Annotated in this window: 12 protein-coding genes, 1 tRNA gene, 3 rRNA genes, 1 pseudogene and 1 riboswitch; of the genes and pseudogenes, 6 read left to right on the top strand and 11 right to left on the bottom strand. The window is 40.0% G+C overall.

Translation table 11 applies throughout. The features are described from left to right. Positions 1–298: 298 nt before the first annotated feature. A complete protein-coding gene (locus NST98_RS13840) occupies positions 299–1423 on the top strand; it encodes an IS4 family transposase (protein WP_339287653.1) in 1125 nt (374 codons plus the stop codon). Positions 1424–1767: 344 nt separating this feature from the next. On the opposite strand, the gene NST98_RS13835 is transcribed toward NST98_RS13840, so the two are convergent. From NST98_RS13835 to NST98_RS13820, 4 genes are all read right to left on the bottom strand, one after another. Further along, positions 1768–1842 (bottom strand) — tRNA-Asn (locus NST98_RS13835). Positions 1843–2951: 1109 nt separating this feature from the next. Continuing rightward, positions 2952–3067: ribosomal RNA gene (rrf, locus tag NST98_RS13830) — 5S ribosomal RNA — on the bottom strand. A 68-nt stretch (positions 3068–3135) separates the two neighbouring features. After that, a 23S ribosomal RNA gene (locus NST98_RS13825) occupies positions 3136–6062 on the bottom strand. A 137-nt stretch (positions 6063–6199) separates the two neighbouring features. Continuing rightward, positions 6200–7752, bottom strand: a 16S ribosomal RNA gene (locus NST98_RS13820). The 16S, 23S and 5S rRNA genes sit together here, the layout of an rRNA operon. A gap of 243 nt (positions 7753–7995) precedes the next feature. Here NST98_RS13820 and NST98_RS13815 point away from each other — a divergent pair. Next, a complete protein-coding gene (locus NST98_RS13815; protein WP_096550122.1) occupies positions 7996–8646 on the top strand; it encodes a hypothetical protein in 651 nt (216 codons plus the stop codon). A gap of 101 nt (positions 8647–8747) precedes the next feature. Here NST98_RS13815 and NST98_RS13810 read toward each other — a convergent pair whose 3' ends face one another. Beyond that, complete coding sequence (locus NST98_RS13810; protein ID WP_096550121.1) at positions 8748–9422, bottom strand: KinB-signaling pathway activation protein; 675 nt, start codon at positions 9420–9422, stop codon at positions 8748–8750. 153 nt (positions 9423–9575) lie between these two features. Between NST98_RS13810 and gerD the strand changes: the two genes are divergently transcribed. Further along, positions 9576–10196: a spore germination lipoprotein GerD gene (gerD, locus tag NST98_RS13805; RefSeq protein ID WP_340715333.1), complete on the top strand. Its 621-nt coding sequence runs from the start codon at positions 9576–9578 to the stop codon at positions 10194–10196. A 101-nt stretch (positions 10197–10297) separates the two neighbouring features. Here the strand turns inward: gerD and NST98_RS13800 are convergent, their stop codons facing one another. The 4 genes from NST98_RS13800 to NST98_RS13785 all read right to left on the bottom strand — a co-directional run bounded on the left by NST98_RS13800 (position 10298) and on the right by NST98_RS13785 (position 16002). Beyond that, complete coding sequence (locus NST98_RS13800; RefSeq protein ID WP_096550118.1) at positions 10298–11350, bottom strand: Mrp/NBP35 family ATP-binding protein; 1053 nt, start codon at positions 11348–11350, stop codon at positions 10298–10300. Between the two features lie 78 nt (positions 11351–11428). Further along, positions 11429–12142: an N-acetylmuramoyl-L-alanine amidase CwlD gene (gene cwlD, locus NST98_RS13795; RefSeq protein WP_016839509.1), complete on the bottom strand. Its 714-nt coding sequence runs from the start codon at positions 12140–12142 to the stop codon at positions 11429–11431. Positions 12143–12464: 322 nt separating this feature from the next. Beyond that, the gene (locus NST98_RS13790; protein WP_340715332.1) at positions 12465–14270 is read right to left on the bottom strand and encodes an ABC transporter ATP-binding protein; all 1806 of its coding nucleotides are present in this window, start codon (positions 14268–14270) and stop codon (positions 12465–12467) included. Next, the gene (locus NST98_RS13785; protein ID WP_340715331.1) at positions 14263–16002 is read right to left on the bottom strand and encodes an ABC transporter ATP-binding protein; all 1740 of its coding nucleotides are present in this window, start codon (positions 16000–16002) and stop codon (positions 14263–14265) included. Before NST98_RS13785 ends, NST98_RS13790 begins: the two co-directional genes overlap by 8 nt. Positions 16003–16199: 197 nt before the next feature. Further along, positions 16200–16374: riboswitch (cobalamin riboswitch) on the top strand. Between the two features lie 88 nt (positions 16375–16462). On the opposite strand from NST98_RS13785, the gene cobT reads away from it, so the two are divergent. Beyond that, entirely contained in the window at positions 16463–17533 is a 1071-nt protein-coding gene (cobT, locus tag NST98_RS13780) for a nicotinate-nucleotide--dimethylbenzimidazole phosphoribosyltransferase (RefSeq protein WP_340715330.1), read from the top strand. A gap of 233 nt (positions 17534–17766) precedes the next feature. Here cobT and NST98_RS13775 read toward each other — a convergent pair. Next, positions 17767–18440, bottom strand: a pseudogene (locus tag NST98_RS13775) (SOS response-associated peptidase). Between the two features lie 137 nt (positions 18441–18577). On the opposite strand from NST98_RS13775, the gene NST98_RS13770 reads away from it, so the two are divergent. Together NST98_RS13770 and NST98_RS13765 are read left to right on the top strand one after the other, a co-directional pair. Continuing rightward, positions 18578–19432: a carbon-nitrogen hydrolase family protein gene (locus NST98_RS13770; protein WP_340715329.1), complete on the top strand. Its 855-nt coding sequence runs from the start codon at positions 18578–18580 to the stop codon at positions 19430–19432. A 13-nt stretch (positions 19433–19445) separates the two neighbouring features. Next, a complete protein-coding gene (locus NST98_RS13765; RefSeq protein WP_340715328.1) occupies positions 19446–20111 on the top strand; it encodes a GNAT family N-acetyltransferase in 666 nt (221 codons plus the stop codon). 65 nt (positions 20112–20176) lie between these two features. Here the strand turns inward: NST98_RS13765 and NST98_RS13760 are convergent, their stop codons facing one another. After that, the gene (locus tag NST98_RS13760) at positions 20177–21247 is read right to left on the bottom strand and encodes a PQQ-dependent sugar dehydrogenase (RefSeq protein ID WP_340715327.1); all 1071 of its coding nucleotides are present in this window, start codon (positions 21245–21247) and stop codon (positions 20177–20179) included. Positions 21248–21357: the final 110 nt, after the last annotated feature.

Raw genomic sequence — 21357 nt, 5'->3', positions numbered from 1 at the left:
TGAATAAAATTTTCTAATTTTTGAGATTTTTTATAACAAAATACCCCCTTACTTTTTATTAGTAAGAGGGTATAAAATATTAAATTATTCTAATATGATATTTTAGTCATATGGAACATTAATAGTGTTGTGCTGATTTAAGAAAATTGTTTTATCATAAAATCACTAGCGTCGCATTAAAATAATTTAACACCTTCAAATAAACCGAATTTTCTGAAATATAATCTAAACACAAAAAAATCCTTTATAATGGTTGGGTGGTAGTAAACCATCCAAATCCAATACAAAGGACAAAACCATGGATAAGTTTACACGAAAAACATCATTTGAACAATGGTTTTCACCGATTAATCGTCCATTATTTGACGACCTAGTGAAAACACATCAATTAAATCACTATACCAAGAAGCTTTATATGGCTTCATTTATGAAACTGCTTTTGTATGCCCAACTCCATGAAACCGAGAGTTTACGGGCGTTGAGTGACGCTGTCTTTTTAGAAGAATTACAACGAGCAACGGGATTGGAATCGATTAGTTTTTCACAGTTAGGGAGACGAATCAATACCATCCCAACTGAGTTCTTTCAAACGATTTTTCTCGATTTAGTGGCACAAATTCATCGGAAAACCAATTTCCAAACAAGAAGAAAAGTGACAACGCCTTTGAAAATCATTGATTCGAGTACATTACCGCTTAATTTGACCAATCATAAGTGGGCAGAGTTTCGAAAAACAAAATCAGGAGTAAAGCTTCACTTACGACTTGTTTTTATGGAAAAAGGACTCTCCTATCCAGATAAAGCCGTACTCACGAATGCCAACGAACATGATCGTGGTCAACTAGAAGTATTCGTGGATGACAAAGAATGCATGTACGTGTTTGATCGTGGTTACTTGGATTATGGGCGCTTTGATCAAATGACGGAAGATGGCTATTTCTTTGTGACCCGTTTGCGTAAAAACGCTGTTGTCCGAGTGTTAGAATCCTTTTCGTTACCAGAAGATTCACCCGTATTCTCTGATGAAATGGTTGTCATTGGAACACCACAAAATCGTTCTGAAAACGTGTTTCGCTTACTCAAATTGCATGATACAAAAGGAAATGAGCTTCATTTACTGACAAATCGGTTTGACATTGACGCAGATGAAATTGCAGAAATCTACCAATCACGTTGGGCAATCGAACTTTTTTTCAAATGGATGAAACAACATCTGAACATTAAAAAGTTTTTTGGTCACAGTGAACAAGCTGTACATAATCAAGTGTACGTAGCCATGATAGTGTACTGTCTGAATGTTTTAGCTCAGTTGAACACGAATAGCGAACGCAGTTACTTACAAATTAGTCGCTATTTGAAGGCTTCTTTGTGGAAATCCGCTCACATTTGGTTACGAAAAATCGAAGGAAACGGCGTCCCATAAAGGTTTGCCAGTCGTTGTTGCACAAGTCATAGGTTATAGTAAAAAAATGGATGTTTACTACCCTCGCTTAGGTGTTTTCGTTTTTTCTCTAAAGTCCAGAAAAAATAAAACTGAAAATTCAGACATCATTTATGCGACGGTAGTGTCATAAAATAAATAAACTATTCTTCTATTATAAAATTTTTCCTACTTGTATACTTTATATTGTATTGTAAACATGGAAACTGTATTTAAAAATAATAGATGTTTTGCTGAGGAATTTGGAATATATCTAATAGAATGGTGTTAACGATATTGTAAGAAAATTGATAGAGGCATTGTTATTGTAAAAATGCAAAAAAAAATGGCTCCGAAGGTAGGATTCGAACCTACGACCAATCGGTTAACAGCCGATTGCTCTACCACTGAGCTACTTCGGAACAATGAAAAATTTATAATGTTATTGCATACAAAATATATTATATCCATTTTTATCATTTTTACAAGTGGATTATTATATTTTTTTGCCGCTAAATGTTATTTTGCTCTCATCTTTTAAACCGTTAGATTTTTACTTGCGAAATAAGCACCACTTTGCCGTGGTATTATGGAAAAGCAACGTCCTACCCTCACAAGGGGGGCCCCTTTCTACCATCGGCGTTAACTCCGAAGCACGTTGACCGGCGAATTTCTGTGTCAGCTTCCGCAGTCCGGTGCTCGTACACTGTATCTTCTCTTTTTTATTGAAATTAAATGTTATATATGCTTTTTCTTTTGTAGTGTTTCTTTAGTTGTACTGCGGTTTATTGAACTCGAGTGGACTTTTTGTCCTTGTTGTTATTTTCAATTAAATGCTGTAAATATTAACTATTTATTGTTTTTTTAAACCGTTGGGTTTTCACTTGTGAAATTGGCATTTTACAGTGGCATATTAAAAAACAACGTCCTACTCTCACAAGGAGGGCCCCTTTCTACCATCGGCGCTAACTCCGAAGCACGTTGACCAGTGAATTTCTGTGTCAGCTTCTTCAGTCCGGTGCTCACGTACATAGTACGCTCCGCTCCGGGCTGCCTCGCTTCCTTGAACTTCTTGGTCTCCGTGCTTCTCGTTTCCTCCAAATAATTGTTTTTCTTTCGTTTTAAATGCCACTCCTCTATCGCGCCGATCGGACTTTCAGTCCTTGGTAGTAAGGGGCATAAAAAAAGCCACTACCGACCTTACGTCAGTAATAGCTTTTTGAGCCTAGCAACGTCCTAATCTCACAAGGGGGACCCCTTTCTACCATCGGCGCTAACTCCGAAGCACGTTGACCGGCGAATTTCTGCGTCAGCTTCGGCGGTCCGGTGCTCACGTACACAGTACGCTCCGCTCCGGGCTGCCTCGCTTCCTTGAACTTCTTGGTCTCCGTGCTTCTCGTTTCCTCCAAATAATTGTTTTTCTTTCGTTTTAAATGCCACTCCTCTATCGCGCCGATCGGACTTTCAGTCCTTGGTAGTAAGGGGCATAAAAAAAGCCACTACCGACCTTACGTCAGTAATAGCTTTTTGAGCCTAGCAACGTCCTAATCTCACAAGGGGAAGCCCCTTACTACCATCGGCGCTAAAGAGCTTAACTTCCGTGTTCGGTATGGGAACGGGTGTGACCTCTTTGCCATCGTCACTAGACTCATTTGATTATGTATGTAATTTCAGAGAGGTTATTCTCTCAAAACTGGATAACGACATTGAAATGATTGGTTAAGTCCTCGATCGATTAGTATCCGTCAGCTCCACACGTCACCGTGCTTCCACCTCGGACCTATCTACCTCATCGTCTTTGAGGGATCTTACTTGCTTATGCAATGGGAAATCTCATCTTGAGGGGGGCTTCATGCTTAGATGCTTTCAGCACTTATCCCGTCCACACATAGCTACCCAGCGGTGCCTTTGGCAAGACAACTGGTACACCAGCGGTGTGTCCATCCCGGTCCTCTCGTACTAAGGACAGCTCCTCTCAAATTTCCTACGCCCACGACGGATAGGGACCGAACTGTCTCACGACGTTCTGAACCCAGCTCGCGTACCGCTTTAATGGGCGAACAGCCCAACCCTTGGGACCGACTACAGCCCCAGGATGCGATGAGCCGACATCGAGGTGCCAAACCTCCCCGTCGATGTGGACTCTTGGGGGAGATAAGCCTGTTATCCCCGGGGTAGCTTTTATCCGTTGAGCGATGGCCCTTCCATGCGGAACCACCGGATCACTAAGCCCGTCTTTCGACCCTGCTCGACTTGTAGGTCTCGCAGTCAAGCTCCCTTATGCCTTTACACTCTGCGAATGATTTCCAACCATTCTGAGGGAACCTTTGGGCGCCTCCGTTACCTTTTAGGAGGCGACCGCCCCAGTCAAACTGTCCACCTGACACTGTCTCCCAAGCCGATCAGGCTTGCGGGTTAGAATTTCAGTACAACCAGGGTAGTATCCCAAGGGCGCCTCCAGGGAAGCTGGCGCTCCCCCTTCTACGGCTCCTACCTATCCTGTACAAGTTGCACCGAAATTCAATATCAGGTTACAGTAAAGCTCCACGGGGTCTTTCCGTCCTGTCGCGGGTAACCTGCATCTTCACAGGTACTATAATTTCACCGAGTCTCTCGTTGAGACAGTGCCCAGATCGTTACGCCTTTCGTGCGGGTCGGAACTTACCCGACAAGGAATTTCGCTACCTTAGGACCGTTATAGTTACGGCCGCCGTTTACTGGGGCTTCAATTCGGAGCTTCGCTTGCGCTAACTCCTCCTCTTAACCTTCCAGCACCGGGCAGGCGTCAGCCCCTATACTTCACCTTACGGTTTTGCAGAGACCTGTGTTTTTGCTAAACAGTCGCCTGGGCCTATTCACTGCGGCTCATCAGGGCTTGCACCCCAATGAGCACCCCTTCTCCCGAAGTTACGGGGTCATTTTGCCGAGTTCCTTAACGAGAGTTCTCTCGCTCACCTTAGGATTCTCTCCTCGACTACCTGTGTCGGTTTGCGGTACGGGCACCTCCCGCCTCGCTAGAGGCTTTTCTTGGCAGTGTGAAATCAGGAACTTCGCGCGTAACGCGCTCCCCATCACAGCTCAGCGTATTAGGAAGCGGATTTGCCTACTTCCACGCCTTGCTGCTTGGACACGCTCGACCAACGGCGTGCATTCCCTATCCTCCTGCGTCCCCCCATCACTCAAACGGCGGGGAGGTGGTACAGGAATATCAACCTGTTGTCCATCGTCTACGCCTTTCGGCCTCGACTTAGGTCCCGACTAACCCTGAGCGGACGAGCCTTCCTCAGGAAACCTTAGTCATTCGGTGGATGGGATTCTCACCCATCTTTCGCTACTCATACCGGCATTCTCACTTCTAAGCGCTCCACCAGTCCTTCCGGTCTGACTTCGACGCACTTAGAACGCTCTCCTACCACTCGTGCAACGCACGAATCCACAGCTTCGGTGAATCGTTTAGCCCCGATACATTTTCGGCGCAGCGTCACTCGACCAGTGAGCTATTACGCACTCTTTAAATGATGGCTGCTTCTAAGCCAACATCCTGGTTGTCTAAGCAACGCCACATCCTTTTCCACTTAACGATTACTTTGGGACCTTAGCTGGTGGTCTGGGCTGTTTCCCTTTTGACCACGGATCTTATCACTCGTAGTCTGACTCCCGTGTATAAATAGCTGGCATTCGGAGTTTGTCTGAATTCGGTAACCCGAGGTGGGCCCCTAGTCCAAACAGTGCTCTACCTCCAGTATTCTTCACACGAGGCTAGCCCTAAAGCTATTTCGGAGAGAACCAGCTATCTCCAAGTTCGATTGGAATTTCTCCGCTACCCACACCTCATCCCCGCACTTTTCAACGTGCGTGGGTTCGGGCCTCCAGTGAGTGTTACCTCACCTTCACCCTGGACATGGGTAGATCACCTGGTTTCGGGTCTACGACCACGTACTCAAAACGCCCTATTCAGACTCGCTTTCGCTGCGGCTCCGCATTTTCTGCTTAACCTTGCACGTAATCGTAACTCGCCGGTTCATTCTACAAAAGGCACGCCATCACCCGTTAACGGGCTCTGACTACTTGTAGGCACACGGTTTCAGGTTCTCTTTCACTCCCCTCCCGGGGTGCTTTTCACCTTTCCCTCACGGTACTGGTTCACTATCGGTCACTAGGGAGTATTTAGCCTTGGGAGATGGTCCTCCCGGATTCCGACGGAATTTCACGTGTTCCGCCGTACTCAGGATCCACTCAGGAGAGGATGGATTTTCGACTACAGGGCTTTTACCTTCTCTGGCCGTCCTTTCCAGAACGGTTCATCTAATCCATCCTTTTGTAACTCCGTATAGAGTGTCCTACAACCCCAAGAGGCAAGCCTCTTGGTTTGGGCTGTTCCCGTTTCGCTCGCCGCTACTCAGGGAATCGATTTTTCTTTCTTCTCCTCCAGGTACTTAGATGTTTCAGTTCCCTGGGTGTGCCTTCTTAACGCTATGGATTCACGTTAAGATACTGTTCCATTACGAACAGTGGGTTCCCCCATTCGGAAATCTCCGGATCAAAGCTTACTTACAGCTCCCCGAAGCATATCGGTGTTAGTCCCGTCCTTCATCGGCTCCTAGTGCCAAGGCATCCACCGTGCGCCCTTAATAACTTAACCAAAATTAAGAACTTTACAGTAAATATCTTGCTTTCAATGTCGTTTATCCAGTTTTCAAAGAACAACACTATAACTTTGAAGGTCATAAACCTTCAAAACTGAACACAAAACGCTAATGCTTCCGTAAATATCCTTAGAAAGGAGGTGATCCAGCCGCACCTTCCGATACGGCTACCTTGTTACGACTTCACCCCAATCATCTGTCCCACCTTCGGCGGCTGGCTCCCGAAAGGGTTACCTCACCGACTTCGGGTGTTACAGACTCTCGTGGTGTGACGGGCGGTGTGTACAAGGCCCGGGAACGTATTCACCGCGGCATGCTGATCCGCGATTACTAGCGATTCCGGCTTCATGCAGGCGAGTTGCAGCCTGCAATCCGAACTGAGAACGGTTTTTTCGGATTGGCTCCGTCTCGCGACTTCGCGACCGTTTGTACCGTCCATTGTAGCACGTGTGTAGCCCAGGTCATAAGGGGCATGATGATTTGACGTCATCCCCACCTTCCTCCGTATTTGTACGGCAGTCTCCTTAGAGTGCCCAACTGAATGATGGCAACTAAGGACAAGGGTTGCGCTCGTTGCGGGACTTAACCCAACATCTCACGACACGAGCTGACGACAACCATGCACCACCTGTCACCGCTGTCCCCGAAGGGAAGGCTATGTCTCCATAGCGGTCAGCGGGATGTCAAGACCTGGTAAGGTTCTTCGCGTTGCTTCGAATTAAACCACATGCTCCACCGCTTGTGCGGGCCCCCGTCAATTCCTTTGAGTTTCAGTCTTGCGACCGTACTCCCCAGGCGGAGTGCTTAATGCGTTAGCTGCAGCACTAAGGGGTGGAAACCCCCTAACACTTAGCACTCATCGTTTACGGCGTGGACTACCAGGGTATCTAATCCTGTTTGCTCCCCACGCTTTCGCGCCTCAGCGTCAGTTACAGGCCAGGAAGCCGCCTTCGCCACTGGTGTTCCTCCATATCTCTACGCATTTCACCGCTACACATGGAATTCCGCTTCCCTCTCCTGCACTCAAGTCTCCCAGTTTCCAATGACCCTCCCCGGTTAAGCCGGGGGCTTTCACATCAGACTTAAGAAACCGCCTGCGCGCGCTTTACGCCCAATAATTCCGGACAACGCTTGCCACCTACGTATTACCGCGGCTGCTGGCACGTAGTTAGCCGTGGCTTTCTAGTAAGGTACCGTCAAGGTGCAGCCAGTTACTACTGCACTTGTTCTTCCCTTACAACAGAGCTTTACGATCCGAAGACCTTCTTCGCTCACGCGGCGTTGCTCCATCAGGCTTTCGCCCATTGTGGAAGATTCCCTACTGCTGCCTCCCGTAGGAGTCTGGGCCGTGTCTCAGTCCCAGTGTGGCCGATCACCCTCTCAGGTCGGCTACGCATCGTCGCCTTGGTAGGCCGTTACCCCACCAACAAGCTAATGCGCCGCGGGCCCATCCTATAGTGATAGCAGAACCATCTTTCAACATCAAAGTATGCACTCTGATGTGTTATCCGGTATTAGCACGCGTTTCCGCGAGTTATCCCAGTCTATAGGGCAGGTTACCCACGTGTTACTCACCCGTCCGCCGCTAACCTCATGAAAGCTAGGCTTTCAATTGGTTCGCTCGACTTGCATGTATTAGGCACGCCGCCAGCGTTCGTCCTGAGCCAGGATCAAACTCTCCATAAAAGAAAATTTGATTTGCTCAAAATTTAATGTCCGAATCTAGTTTGTCAACGAGGGTTAACAACTAGATAATTTATTGCATTAACGTTTTGTTGTTCAGTTTTCAAGGTTCATTTGACATATTTCGCTGTCTTTCGACGACTTTTATATATTAACATCTTTCATTCATGAAAGTCAACACTTTTTCATAAGTTTTTTTAGGAACCATTTTTACTAAACAAAATCCTATAAAAAGGGGACAAACTGATGTTTCGTAAAATGATATTGGCACTATTTATAGTAATGGTGATTTCTTTTTTAATTTATCCTCAGAAAACTTCGATTGTTTCAGTTTTTCGAATGACCCATGAACCGCTAGTTATATCTAAGGGTAATTATGGACAATCATTAATAGTGGAAATTTCTTTTACTCACGAAGGATTGCCTGAATGGTTGGAATCACTTCATGCTCCTTATCCTATATTAATGCTGGATGCAAAATGGATTGAACGTTCTCCAAAGCTAGTAGAGTTAATTCAGAAAAAAAACATTTCCACTGGCTTACTCGGAGGTTATGGTAAAGAAGAATATAGCATAAAAACTTTTAATAAAGAAGTGGAGATTTATAAAAAATATTTTAATCAGAAGCCTCTATGGTTTATGACGAAGGATTATGAATTTCCTGGAGAGTTGAAACAAGCTGCCTTTCACGAAGAAATCAATTTATTATCACCATCTCACATTTATGAAGAAGGTAACCACTATCATGATGTAAAAGGTGCTATCATTAGTTTACAACTAGATGAACAATCAAACCCTAATTTCAAAAATATTTCGAAATTTATTCAGCAACATAAATTCATTTCATTAGAAGAAAACATTTTCGGTTACTCCATTAAATCGACAAAAATGCCATGAAAATAATTAATAACATTACATCCAACAGAAAAAATATTAAATAAAAATTGAAGGCATCCGACTTGTGTAGTTGGATGCCCTTGATTATTTTTTAAATATTATTATTTACCAACATTCTTCTGCTTTCTTGTTTTTTTGCGCTCATCTAATTTTTTTCGATCTTCATTGGATTTTTGATTGTATTTTGGCAAAGCTAATAATTGATAAGCGTTTACTGCAATTAGAGGGAATAATAATAGGGCTACATATGTATCAATATTGCCCTTACGCCCCATCAACGGAATAATCCACTCTAAACAAGTAATAACAATCATAAAGAACAAAGATGAAATTAAAATATGTTTTTTTCCAGTTAATTGAACTTTTTTTATAGCAGTTGCAATAGCACTAGAGATTAGAAAAATTAATAGTCCTCCATAGAAGAGCCAATCTTTCGCGCTCTCGGCAACCGGAGCAAAACGGAAAATAATTAAATCTCCGACAACCACGATCATCAAAAGAACTTGTACCCAATTCCATAAAGTTAATGTTTTAAAAACACCGACTCCAATTTGATGAATTGTTAAATATGCAAAGAAGCCTGCTTGGGCAATTACGCTCATTGTAAAACCTAAAAAAATCATCCATACAAATGCGGCAAAAAACTCTACTATTTCTCCTGCGGCTAAATATGAACTAAAAAAATTCCATCGAATGATGATGCCTGCCACTCCTGTGACAACACCGCCAATTAACATACACATTGAGAAAAATTTTATCCAATTTCGTATTGTCACGACACAATGCTCCCTTTATTTTTTTCAATCTCTTCATTATTTTATCAATGGTTTTTTAAAAAAGCTATCGAAGTTATAAACATGTACATATTATGAAAAGAATTGTGAAGAATAAATAAAAAGAGAGCCTTTATATAGAAAGGACTGAGAAAGTTGAAAAATCCCCTGTTTAATCGATTATTGATCCTATTCTTCATGTTGATATTGCTCGCGAGTTGTTCCGATTCACCGAATGCCCAACCGTCTTATGAAGAAGTAAAGAAAATTGTCGTCGATGCTATTCAAACAGAAGATGGAAAAAAAGCAATTAGACAATTATTGGAAGATCCTAGTTTTAGGGAGTTAGTTATTTTAGAACACGATGAAGTGGAAACATCAATCAATAATTCATTATTGTCAGAGCAGGCCCAAGAATTTTGGAAAAAAACCTTTGAGGATCCAAAATTTAAGGAATCAATGGCTAAAAGCATGAAAGAACAGCAAACTGAAATTATGAAGCAATTAATAAAAGACGCCTCTTTTCAAGAAGACTTAATTGCATTTTTTGGACAACCTGAAATGAAAAAAGAATTAGAATCCATCTTAAAAAGTGCAGAATTAAGGAAAGAAATTGAAAAAGTTGTAATGGAGACAATTGAAAATCCGTTGCTGCAAACAAAATGGCAAGAGTTAATTAAAAAGAGCGGTGAATCTGGCGGTTCAAAAGAAAAAGGTAAAGAAAGTAGTAGTGGGGGACAAGATGAGCAAGGTCAAGACCAAGGTGGCAGCAGTTAATTATTTAATAAGAAAAGCAAATTGCGATTATATACTCGTTACTCAAAATTTTAGAGCGAATTGGAAAACATATCGTTTTCTCAATTCGCTCTTTTGCTATCCTATTCCAATTTATTAATAACTTTTTGAGCTATATCTAAATAGATTTTTCCTGTTGGATGGTTTTCTTCATAGATTGATGGAGCGAAATCCTCGTTATCCCAGTCAGGTTGTCCAAGCGGAATTTGTCCTAATAAATCTGTGCGCAATTCTTCAGCAAGCTTTTGTCCTCCGCCTTTACCAAAAACATATTCTCGCTCACCAGTTTTCGACTCATACCAAGCCATATTTTCAATAACACCAAGAACTTCATGGTTAGTTTGAACAGCCATTGCACCAGCACGTGCTGCAACAAATGCTGCTGTTGGATGTGGTGTTGTGACGATAATTTCTTTGGATGTAGGCAACGCTTGGTGAACATCCAATGCTACGTCTCCAGTACCTGGTGGTAAATCTAATAATAGATAGTCAATATCTCCCCATTCTACATCACGGAAGAATTGATCTAATACTTTACCAAGCATTGGACCACGCCAAATAATCGGTGCATTGTTCTCCACGAAAAATCCCATGGATATCACTTTTACCCCTTTACGTTCCACAGGATAAATTCGATCATTTTTTACAATCGGCATTTCCTCAATTCCCATCATATCTGGGACACTGAACCCATAAATGTCCGCATCAATTAAGCCCACTTTTTTCCCTAAACGAGCTAAAGAAACAGCTAAATTTACTGATACTGTGGACTTACCTACACCACCTTTTCCTGAGGCAATGGCAATCACTTTTACTGTTGATAATGGTGATAGAATATCTCGGGACTCGGCTTCATTTGCTTTTCCACGGAAACGTTCAAGAACTTCCGTTGGCAACTCTTCGAATCGAATTCCTACAGTTGAAGCACCGGCTTCTTTTAATTTTTCAACAATTTTCATTTGCAATTGTAATTGTTCTGGGGTATTCGTTTTAGCAATCGCAACTTTTACACTCACATGATTTTTTTCTTCTTTTATTGATACATTGACAATACCGTTTGTTTCTTCAAGCGTTCTATGTAAAAACGGGTCTTGTAGTTGTCCTAAAATTTCACGGACTTGTTGTTCATTGATCACGATAAACACTCCCCTATATTAGCTTCCGATTGATAGTATAAGTATAACATACCAAGTGTTTAATCATAGCGATATTGCTTATTCAATCTCCAAATTTACATAATTTTCAATTCCGTTAACAATTGCATCTGCCATTTTGTCTTGATACTTTTCATCTGCCAATAAACTTCTTTCCTCAGGATTGCTTAAGAATCCAGTTTCCACCAGAACCGCAGGAACTTCGGTTTTTTTCAGTAAATAGATTTGTTTGATTGCCAAAGCCTCTCGATCTGTATTTTGTAACTTTTCTCTTATTGAAGATTGAATGGCTTTAGCTAGCAGCTCACTGTTTGGGTGCCCTTCTTTATGATAAAATACTTGAGCGCCTCGCCACTTTTCTTCTGGGATAGCATTTGCATGAATCGTAATGAAAATATCGGGCTCATTTTCTTTTACAATTTTTTCTCTTAAGAAAATATCTTGTTTTTTCCTTTCTCTTAATGTAGAGAACTCTTCACTTGGTGCGTGTTCCGAAAGAACATCGCCATCTGAAGTTCTTGTCATCACAACTTCCGCACCCATTCGTTTTAATTTTTGTTCAACCTTTTTTGCAATTGCTAACGTAATATCTTTTTCAATAACATTTTCTGCCGATGCTCCTCCATCAATCCCACCATGGCCCGCATCAACGACGATTTTAACTCCTCCTAATGGTTCAGGAAGGAAAAATCGATTGTCCGATGCGCTTGTCTCATACATAACCACTAAAAAACAGCAGAGCAAAATGACAATTAGTGCAATCCATCGTTTCAAATCTACTACACCGCCTTTTGCAACCTTTTGCACTACTATACGCTGAAAGGAAGGCTTGTATGCATAAAGAATTTCTATAAAAAGTTGATTATTTTTATTACCCAACTTGCTTGTTAAAAGACTTTGTTCATCCTAATCTTTGTTTCAGTCATCTTAAAATTCAAATGATTATTAAGAAACGAATAGATTTAAAATGATTCCTGAAAGACACAAACTGAATACTTTACTAAACTCAAATATTTTATTCATGTATCCGAAATTTGATGATGATAGAAAAAAACTGCCCCCTATGCTTTGTAAACATTAGTGGGACAGTTTACTGCTAAATTTCTGCTTGATGATATTGTTTTTGCAATTGGGCATAAAATCCATCTAAGGACATTAAGGAATTATGATTTCCTTGCTCGATTATTTCTCCATCTTTTATGACTAAGATTCGATCTGCATTTTCGATTGTTTTTAAACGGTGGGCAATGACGAAACTCGTGCGGCCTTGCATTAAATTGTTTAATCCTTTTTGAATATGCCCTTCTGTCATTGTATCAACACTTGAAGTGGCTTCATCCAAAATTAGAATATCCGGATCTTTTAAAATAGCTCGTGCAATCGCAATCAGTTGTCTTTGCCCTTGACTTAAGTTTTTACCACCTGATTCAAGCAATGTATCATACTGCTCCGGCAAATATTTTATGAAGGAATGGGCATAGGCGATTTTTGCTGCCATTTCTACTTCCTCATCGGTAGCATCTAGTTTTCCATATCGGATGTTTTCTCTTACCGTTCCTGAGAATAAATACGTATCTTGCAATACAACACCTATTGAATCTCGTAAATGTTCCATTGAGTAAGATTGAATATTTTCACCATCTATTAAAATTTCACCTTCAGTTACATCATAAAAACGGCTTAATAACTGTACGATGGTTGTCTTCCCTGAACCAGTTGGGCCAACAAGAGCAACAATTTCACCAGCATTCGCTTGAAACGAAATGTTTTTTAGCACCGGCTTATCTTTTACATAATAAAAACTGACATTTCGAAATTCAACATTTCCTTCTAGAGATCGTCTAGGCAGAGAATGAGGTGAATCCATTAATTCAGTTCGTTCATCTAGTACTTCAAATACCCTCTCCGCTCCAGCAATTGCAGATTGAAAAGTATTTAATAAGTTTGAAAGTTGGTTAATTGGGCGGAAAAACTGTCTTGCATATGTTAAAAATGACGTTATAACACCTACCGTAACGAGAGAATTGGCCGTCATAATAGCACCAACTCCAACAATTAAACCTGATCCGAGGTTATTGATAAAGTTATTCGTTGGTCCTAACAAACCAGATACTATTTCTGATTGCATTGCAGAATAACGCAACTTCTCATTCGCTTCTTTAAATTGTTGAATAGTTTGTTGTTCTTTTCCAAAGAGCGTCACAACTTCCGAATTAGAAATCGTTTCTTCAATAAATCCATTTAAATTTCCTAAATCTCGTTGTCTATTTCGATAATTCATGCTACTACGTTTCACAATCTGTTTTGTAGCCCAAACAATTAACGGAACGACCAAAAGGGTAACAATGGCTAATATCCAATTTAAATACACCATCGCAATGGCGGTACCTACAAGAGATAATACAGACGATACGATTTGAATGACGCTTTGGGAAAGAGCGAAATTCAAATTGTCGATATCGTTCGTCATGCGGCTCATCAAATCGCCTTGCTGTTTTTGATCGAAAAACGAAATCGGCAATGATTGCATTTTCTCAAACAGTTCGATTCTCAAATTTTGAATTGTTTTTAAAGATGCTCGAATCATGACAAAAGTTTGCAACCAAGTTAATAAGGATGATGCGATAAAAATTGCTGCAAGCAACATTCCCATCCGAATAGTTCCTTCAATGTCGAGGGGAAGAATATAGTTATCTATAATAACACCAATCATCAAAGGCCCTAAAATATTTAACACCGATGTAATCAGCACAAGAATAATAACAAAATTAATGCTGAGTCTTTGTTTCTTTAAATAACTCCAAATTCTTTTAATTGTAGCCTTTTGATTTTTAGCCTTTGCTGCTGGACCACGGCTTCGACCACTACCTCTACCAGTAAGGGATTCTTGTAGCCTATTCATCAATCGCACCTCCCCTTTCAACTTGAGTTGCTACAATCTCTTTATAATGCTCGCTCATTTTCAGTAATTCTTCGTGGGTTCCTTGGGCAACAATTCGACCGTCTCCTAGCACAAGAATCAAATCTGCGTGTTTAATAGAAGAAATTTTTGATGATACGATAAATTTCGTATTGTCTTTAAGAGCTTCTTTCATGTTTCGCTGGATTATCTTTTCAGTGATGCTATCTACCGCTGATGTTGTATCATCTAATATTAAAATTTTTGGTTTTCTTATAATTGCACGACTCATTGCCAAACGTTGCTTTTGCCCACCGGATAAGTTCGTAGCTCCCTGCGTTAATTCATGTTGTTCTTTATGATCCAATTTTTCCACAAACTCAAAGGCGTTTGATGCAAAGAGCGCTTCTTGAATGTCTTCTTTAGTTGCGTCAATTTTTCCATACTTTAAGTTTTCTTCAATCGTTGTTGAAAACAATGTTGCCTTTTGTGGGGCAAAAGCCATAGCATTTCTTAACATGTCAATGTCATATTGCTGTATGGGAATGTTATCAATGTAAATAGTTCCTTCATCGACATCCATGAGTCGACCGAGCAATTTGATTAATGTCGATTTTCCACTGCCTGTCATACCGATAATCCCTACTGTACTGCCGGCTTTCGCTTCAAAGGAAATCTCTTTCAACACCGGTTCAACGTGTTTGTTATAAGAAAAACTAACCTTGTCAAATTTCACATTTCCTTGAATTTCTTTTTTCACTGGGTTTTCAATATTCGTAATATCAGACTGCTCTTCCAATACGACAACGACACGTTCTGCACTTGGTATAGCCCGCGCAATTTGAATCAGTACGTTGCTGGAACTCATAAGGCCGTTCAAAATCATCATCAAATAGTTGATGAATGCAACAATTACCCCAATTTCAATAGCTCCTGCATCAACTTTCACGACACCAAGCATAAGTGCAAGTACAATTCCGATGTTGACAACAAATTGGGTAATCGGCATTAAGGCAGCTACCACTTGATCTGCCGTCATATTGCGTTTCGTTAATTGATGATTGACAGTTGCAAATTGCTTCATTTGATATCGCATACGGTTAAATGCTTTAATGACGCGAATCCCCGCCAAGTTCTCCTGCACACGTGTATTCACTTGATCGATTGATTCCTGCACCTTTCGAAACAGCTTAATCGATAATTGAATAATAATATATAAACTGATGATTAATACAGGCACCACAAAAAATAGTACTGGAAATAAATCTCTTGCCGTAAAAAATACGACAATGACCGCCCCAACAAACATAAAAGGCCCGCGAACGAATATTTTTAATAACATGTTTAAGGCCCTTTGCAACATTTCGATATCATTTGTTAAGTTGGTAATCAATTTTCCTAAAGTGAACTTGTCCTTATTGCTATTCGCAAAATATGTAATAGTTTCATATAAATCCGCTCGAACATCAGATGCAAAGTTTACCGCCGCTTTCGAACTGAAATATGTACAACCTGCACCCCCAAGCCAACCTATCATTGCACACAAAATCATCGCAGCAAACATCATAATGATATACTGTGTATCATTCGTTGCAATTCCTTTATCGATTATTTTCTGCATAATTGTTGGCTGAATTAAATCCATCCCTACTTCCAACACCATAAGTATCGGCGCTAAAATCGCAAAATGCTTATAGGGCTTTAAATATTTTGAAAGCTTTAACGCTGCACGCATTTTGTTACTCCTTTTCTTTATTACCATCGTTTAATTTTTGTATACAATTGTATACTAACCGTCAAGTTGATACCCTTACATTTCCAACTATAACTGAATAGATTCCTTAATATTTCTCCACTAAAATAATCTTTTAGGCAATGGAAGTTTTCAAAAAACTTGACTAAAGTTTCATTTCATTTTAGATTATTTTAAAAAGTATATCTATGTAATTAGGTGCCCTTTTTAGGGAGAATAGGGAATAAAGTGAGAATCTTTAGCGGACCCACCACTGTATCGGGGAGCAATATAGAAAATGCCACTGGGAAACTGGGAAGGCCTATATTTGCGATGAACCTAAGCCAGGAGACCTGCCTAATTACTTGAAAACATACAGTACGATGGTAAAGTCTGTAGTTTATTTGGCATGCCAATAAACTGCAGACTTTTCTTATTTCAATAATCGATGGAGGAGATTCAATTGGAACTATTGCAATCGACATTACAAAACATTAAACAACTTAATAAAGAAGTGATGGGAAAAGCAAGAGAAAGAGTAGATGCTCTTTGTAAACCACCTGGCAGTTTAGGAAAATTAGAACAAATCGCGATACAACTTGCTGGAATAACTGAGAAACTAGAGCTTGATGTATCCAATAAAGCGGTTATTTCATTAGCTGCGGATCACGGTGTATATGAAGAAAATGTTTCAAATAACCCCCAATTTGTAACGGTAATGCAGGCAATTGGCTTTGCTAAAGGTTTTACAGGAGTATGTGCTATTGCAAAAGCAGCAGGTGCAAAAGTCGTTCCAGTAGATATTGGCATTAAAGAAGATTTACCAAAAGATTCTGGAGTCATCGTCAAAAAAGTGAAATACGGAACGGATAATATGGCTAAGGGACCAGCAATGTCACGTCAAGAAGCGATTCAAGCGATTGAAGTAGGTATTGAAATTGCCAATGAACAAGTGAAACAAGGTGTCAATGTTTTAGCAACTGGAGAAATGGGAATTTGTAATACCACTCCAAGTAGTGCTGTCCTGTCAGCATTCTGTGGTTGTGACCCGGCTATTGTAACAGGTATGGGAGCTGGGGTAGATTGTCTTCAACATAAGATTGACGTCATTCGAAGATCTCTTGACATAAATACGCCAAATCCAAATGACCCAATTGATGTGTTAGCTAAAGTTGGCGGTTTGGAATTAGGGGGAATGGCAGGCGTAGTCCTAGGTGCTGCAGCAAATCGTATTCCTGTAGTAGTGGACGGTTTTATTTCCACAGTTTCTGCACTTATTGCTTATAAATTAGAACCGAAAGTGAAGGATTACATTATTCCATCCCATCTGTCAGAAGAGCCTGGAGCAAAAATTGTAAACGAGTTATTAGGGTTAGAGCCTATGTTGAATATGAATATGCGATTAGGCGAAGGTTCAGGAGCAGCCCTTGCTTTTCCTATTCTTGATGCCGCATGTTCTATGATGAACACCATGACTACTTTAGAAGAATCTCATCAATATATGCTAAAAATCATGGGGAGTCAAACAGTTTAAAGGATAGAGGTTGGGACAAATCTAAAAAAAACATCATTTTCTCCAAGGAGAAGATGATGTTTTTTTGATATGTTATTAAAATTGATTTCCGTTCCGGGGACGCTTTCCACGGGCCCGGCTCGTCGCAGGAGTCGCCCCGTCACTTCAATCAATTTTTCGTTAGTTCAATTTTTTATCAAAACTATTTCAACTCCCCCTTTCATTTTTTGTTTATGTCCCCGCCTCCTTTATTATCATAAAGAAACTCTTTCAATTAATTCCTTTGAATTGTTTTTCGGAGAATTTACTAGATTAAATACTGGATAGGCAGTTAACCACTCTGAAAGGCAAGGTTTAAGCAGCGATTTTAATTTCTTTCACCCCTAATGAGAGTCTAACCATTCTTTTTGCTGTTCCTTATTTAAAATGACCGGCATTCGGTCATGGATTGGGGCCATTAATTCATTTTCCTTCGTTGTTAAGATCGTACACGTATGAATCTTTTCTCCCTCTTGACTGCGCCAAGTATTCCATAATCCCGCAACTGCAAATACTTCGTCATCTTTCCTTTTTATTCGCATTGGGACTTTCGAATTTCCTTCCCTTTTCCATTCGTAAAAGGAGTCATCGGGATAATACATCTCCGTTCATAAAATGATTTTTAAAAACTTGCTTTCTCGTCGACAGTTTCAGATCGGGCATTGATTATTTTTGATGCGATATTTCCGTCTTTTGCCTACGAAGGAAGGAATCCCTATTTTAAGAACCCCATACGATTTTTATCTCCATCATTAATGATTGCTACAATTTGTTGACTTGGAGCAATATTATAACTTTCCTTATATAACTCCTCGGAAAAAGCCTCTGCTACATCAAATTCTTCAATCAACTGATGATACGAGCAAAACAACGTAAATCGACCGCACATAGCCATCCCCCAAAAAATTAAAGTTTCCATTATAAGTATTTTCTACTTCATTTCATCATAAAAAAACAGTATGATAAAAATACAGTATGGAAAGCAATATCCGAACTTTCAATTACTGTAATAAAGGAGCAAAGCATATGAAATTAAGAGTATCTGCAGTTCAATATCATTTACACACGATTCAATCATTCGAAGATTTTGCCATGCAATGTGAACACTACATCAAAACCGCTTTGGAATTTGATTCGGATTTTATCGTGTTTCCAGAATTTTTAACAACTCAATTACTTTCTTTCAAAAAGCAAAATGGTTCAAATCAAACAATCCATGATTTACCTAGTTATACAGAACAATATGAAGATTTATTTATTAAATTCGCTAAAAAATACAATATCCATATTATCGGCGGAACACATGTAGTAGAAGTTAACAATCAACTACGAAATACCGCATTTTTCTTTGACCCTGAAGGCCGCATTATGCGACAAGAAAAGCTGCATATCACGCCAGTTGAAATCAGCGCTTGGAATATGGCAAAAGGAGAAGAATTAAAAATTTTTGACACCAAATATGGAAAGATTGCGATTTTAACTTGTTACGATATTGAATTTCCTGAAATTGTACGTATAGCGAAAGCGCGAGGAGCCGATATCATTTTTTGTCCTTCCTGTACCGATAACCAACACGGGTATTATCGTGTTCGATATACAAGTCATGCTCGGGCAATAGAAAATCAAGTATATGTCGTTCTATCTGGAACAGTAGGTTCACTTCCGACTGTTGATTTTATGAGATCGAACTTTAGTCAAGCAGCTATTATCACTCCTAATGATATTCCTTTCCCTCCAAAAGGGGTTTTAGCAGAAGGAGAAGTCAATCAAGATATGATTATTACCGCTGATTTAGATTTAAATCTTCTCTATGAAGTAAGGAACCATGGTTCAGTAACAACCTGGAAAGATCGTAGAACCGATTTATATACGGATTGGTAGAGGAGGAGAATCCATGTACAGAAGCGAACAGTTTATTTTAATCGGACAAAAAGCCGTTCCTATCGTCATTCGTAATTATAGAAAAGAAGATTTTATACAGCTAATCGACCTTCAAGTTGAATCTTTCCCTCCACCATTTCCACAAGAACTATTGTGGAATGAAAAACAATTAAAAAATCATATTAATATTTTTCCCGAAGGTGCTATATGTGTTGAAATTGATGGAAAACTAGCTAGTTCCTTAACAAGTCTCTGTGTACAATTTGACCCTGCCAAACCAAAACATTCTTGGGCAGAAATAACCGACAATGGTTATATTACAAATCATGATGCAAATGGAAATACTTTATACATTGTCGATATTTGTGTTCGACCAAGCTTTCGTTCATTAGGCCTTGGTAAACTCATGATGCAGACAATGTATCATATTGTAATCGAAAAGAAACTAGATCGCCTTTTAGGTGGTGGAAGAATACCGGGCTATAGCAAATATGCGAATAAGATGAGTGTGGAAGAGTATTTAGAGGCGGTCATCAACGGAACATTACAAGATCCCGTTATCACTTTTCTGTTAAGTTGCGGGCGTGTCCCTATTGCGATTGTTGAAAACTATTTAGAAGATGAAGAATCCTGTAATTATGGAGTGTTAATGGAGTGGAAAAATCCGTTTAAAAAGTGAGCAATAATGGGGCTCTCAAGGAATCATGACTGTGAGCAGCCCCATGTTTTTTCAATCTTTTCGATTTAATCGATAGCTGATAGCGAAATGCGATATAATTTATCATCATTTCTTTCTGGGTTTCCACGACCGTCTGTATTATTGGTGATAAAGTACAAGTTATTCTCCTCAATTAAGACATCACGAATTCTACCAAGTCCATTAACGATTTCTCTATTTGCACCAGTATTTAAGTTAAATTCCAATACAGCACTACCCCTTAAAGCGGCAACGTAAAGCTTGTTATCAAAATAGGCAATTCCGGAAGGAGCCCACGTATTGTCTGAGCCTGATGTAAAGAGAGGAGCAACCATATTTTCTTTTTCTCTAGTTCCTTCAATCTCTGGCCAACCATAGTTTTTACCAGGTTCAATACGGTTTATTTCATCATTCGCATTATTGCCATGTTCACTTGCATACATCGTTCCATCTGGTGCCCATGTTAAACCTTGAGGATTTCGATGTCCAAAACTATATACGTAAGAGTTAGGAAAAGGATTATCGGATGGAATCGATCCATCTAAGTGAAGTCTGAGAATTTTTCCACCTAATGAGTTAACATCTTGAGCGCTATCAGACTGTAATGCATCGCCAGTTGTTGCATAAAGTTTACCATCTGGGCCAATTTTAAGTCGACCTCCATGATGAACCCGTCCACTTGGAATTTGATCTAGTAGTACTTCCTCTTCTCTCCAAGTATCATTTTCTAGCTTTAAGCGAACAATGCGATTAAATTGACCTGTATCATCTTCGTAAGTGTAATATCCGTAAGCCTGATTTGATTCGACAAAGTCTGGTGCTAAGACAAATCCTAAAAAACCAGCTTCCGATGCCGTTGAAATAGGTTTTTCGAGTTGTAATTGCTGTTTTTCCACTTGTCCGTTTTCTACTTTTACAATATTTCCGCCACGCTCAGAAAGGTAGAATGTATTCCCTATTTTGTTGATGGACCACGGAATTAGAAGATCAGTTGCTATGATTTCTATTTGTTGGCTTGCTGTAGTTTCAGTCTTTTGTTCATTTGCTTTCGGTGGTTGTTTAGGTGAACAACCAGTTAAGACTAAAGCAATTATTAAAAAAGGAATATAAATCTTCATGTCCGTCCCCCTTGAGTTTTTTCTATCATTAACTTTAACCATTTTTTGATACACTAATCCTTTAAGATGAATCTTAATAGCTATAATTGAATGATTGCAACCAAACAAAA

The organism is Ureibacillus sp. FSL W8-0352 (assembly GCF_038004345.1).
In the GTDB taxonomy this organism is placed as follows: Bacteria; Bacillota; Bacilli; order Bacillales_A; family Planococcaceae; genus Ureibacillus; species Ureibacillus thermosphaericus.
The sequence above is the reverse complement of the archived record's forward strand: the minus strand, read 5'-3'. Positions and strand labels throughout refer to the sequence as shown.

Bases quoted from the DNA above. Each gene is read 5' to 3' on its own strand.
- NST98_RS13840 (WP_339287653.1), top strand. From the start codon at position 299: ATGGATAAGTTTACACGAAAAACATCATTTGAACAATGGTTTTCACCG.
- NST98_RS13815 (WP_096550122.1), top strand. From the start codon at position 7,996: ATGTTTCGTAAAATGATATTGGCACTATTTATAGTAATGGTGATTTCT.
- NST98_RS13790 (WP_340715332.1), bottom strand. From the start codon at position 14,270: ATGAATAGGCTACAAGAATCCCTTACTGGTAGAGGTAGTGGTCGAAGC.
- NST98_RS13785 (WP_340715331.1), bottom strand. From the start codon at position 16,002: ATGCGTGCAGCGTTAAAGCTTTCAAAATATTTAAAGCCCTATAAGCAT.
- NST98_RS13770 (WP_340715329.1), top strand. From the start codon at position 18,578: ATGAAATTAAGAGTATCTGCAGTTCAATATCATTTACACACGATTCAA.
- NST98_RS13765 (WP_340715328.1), top strand. From the start codon at position 19,446: ATGTACAGAAGCGAACAGTTTATTTTAATCGGACAAAAAGCCGTTCCT.
- NST98_RS13760 (WP_340715327.1), bottom strand. From the start codon at position 21,247: ATGAAGATTTATATTCCTTTTTTAATAATTGCTTTAGTCTTAACTGGT.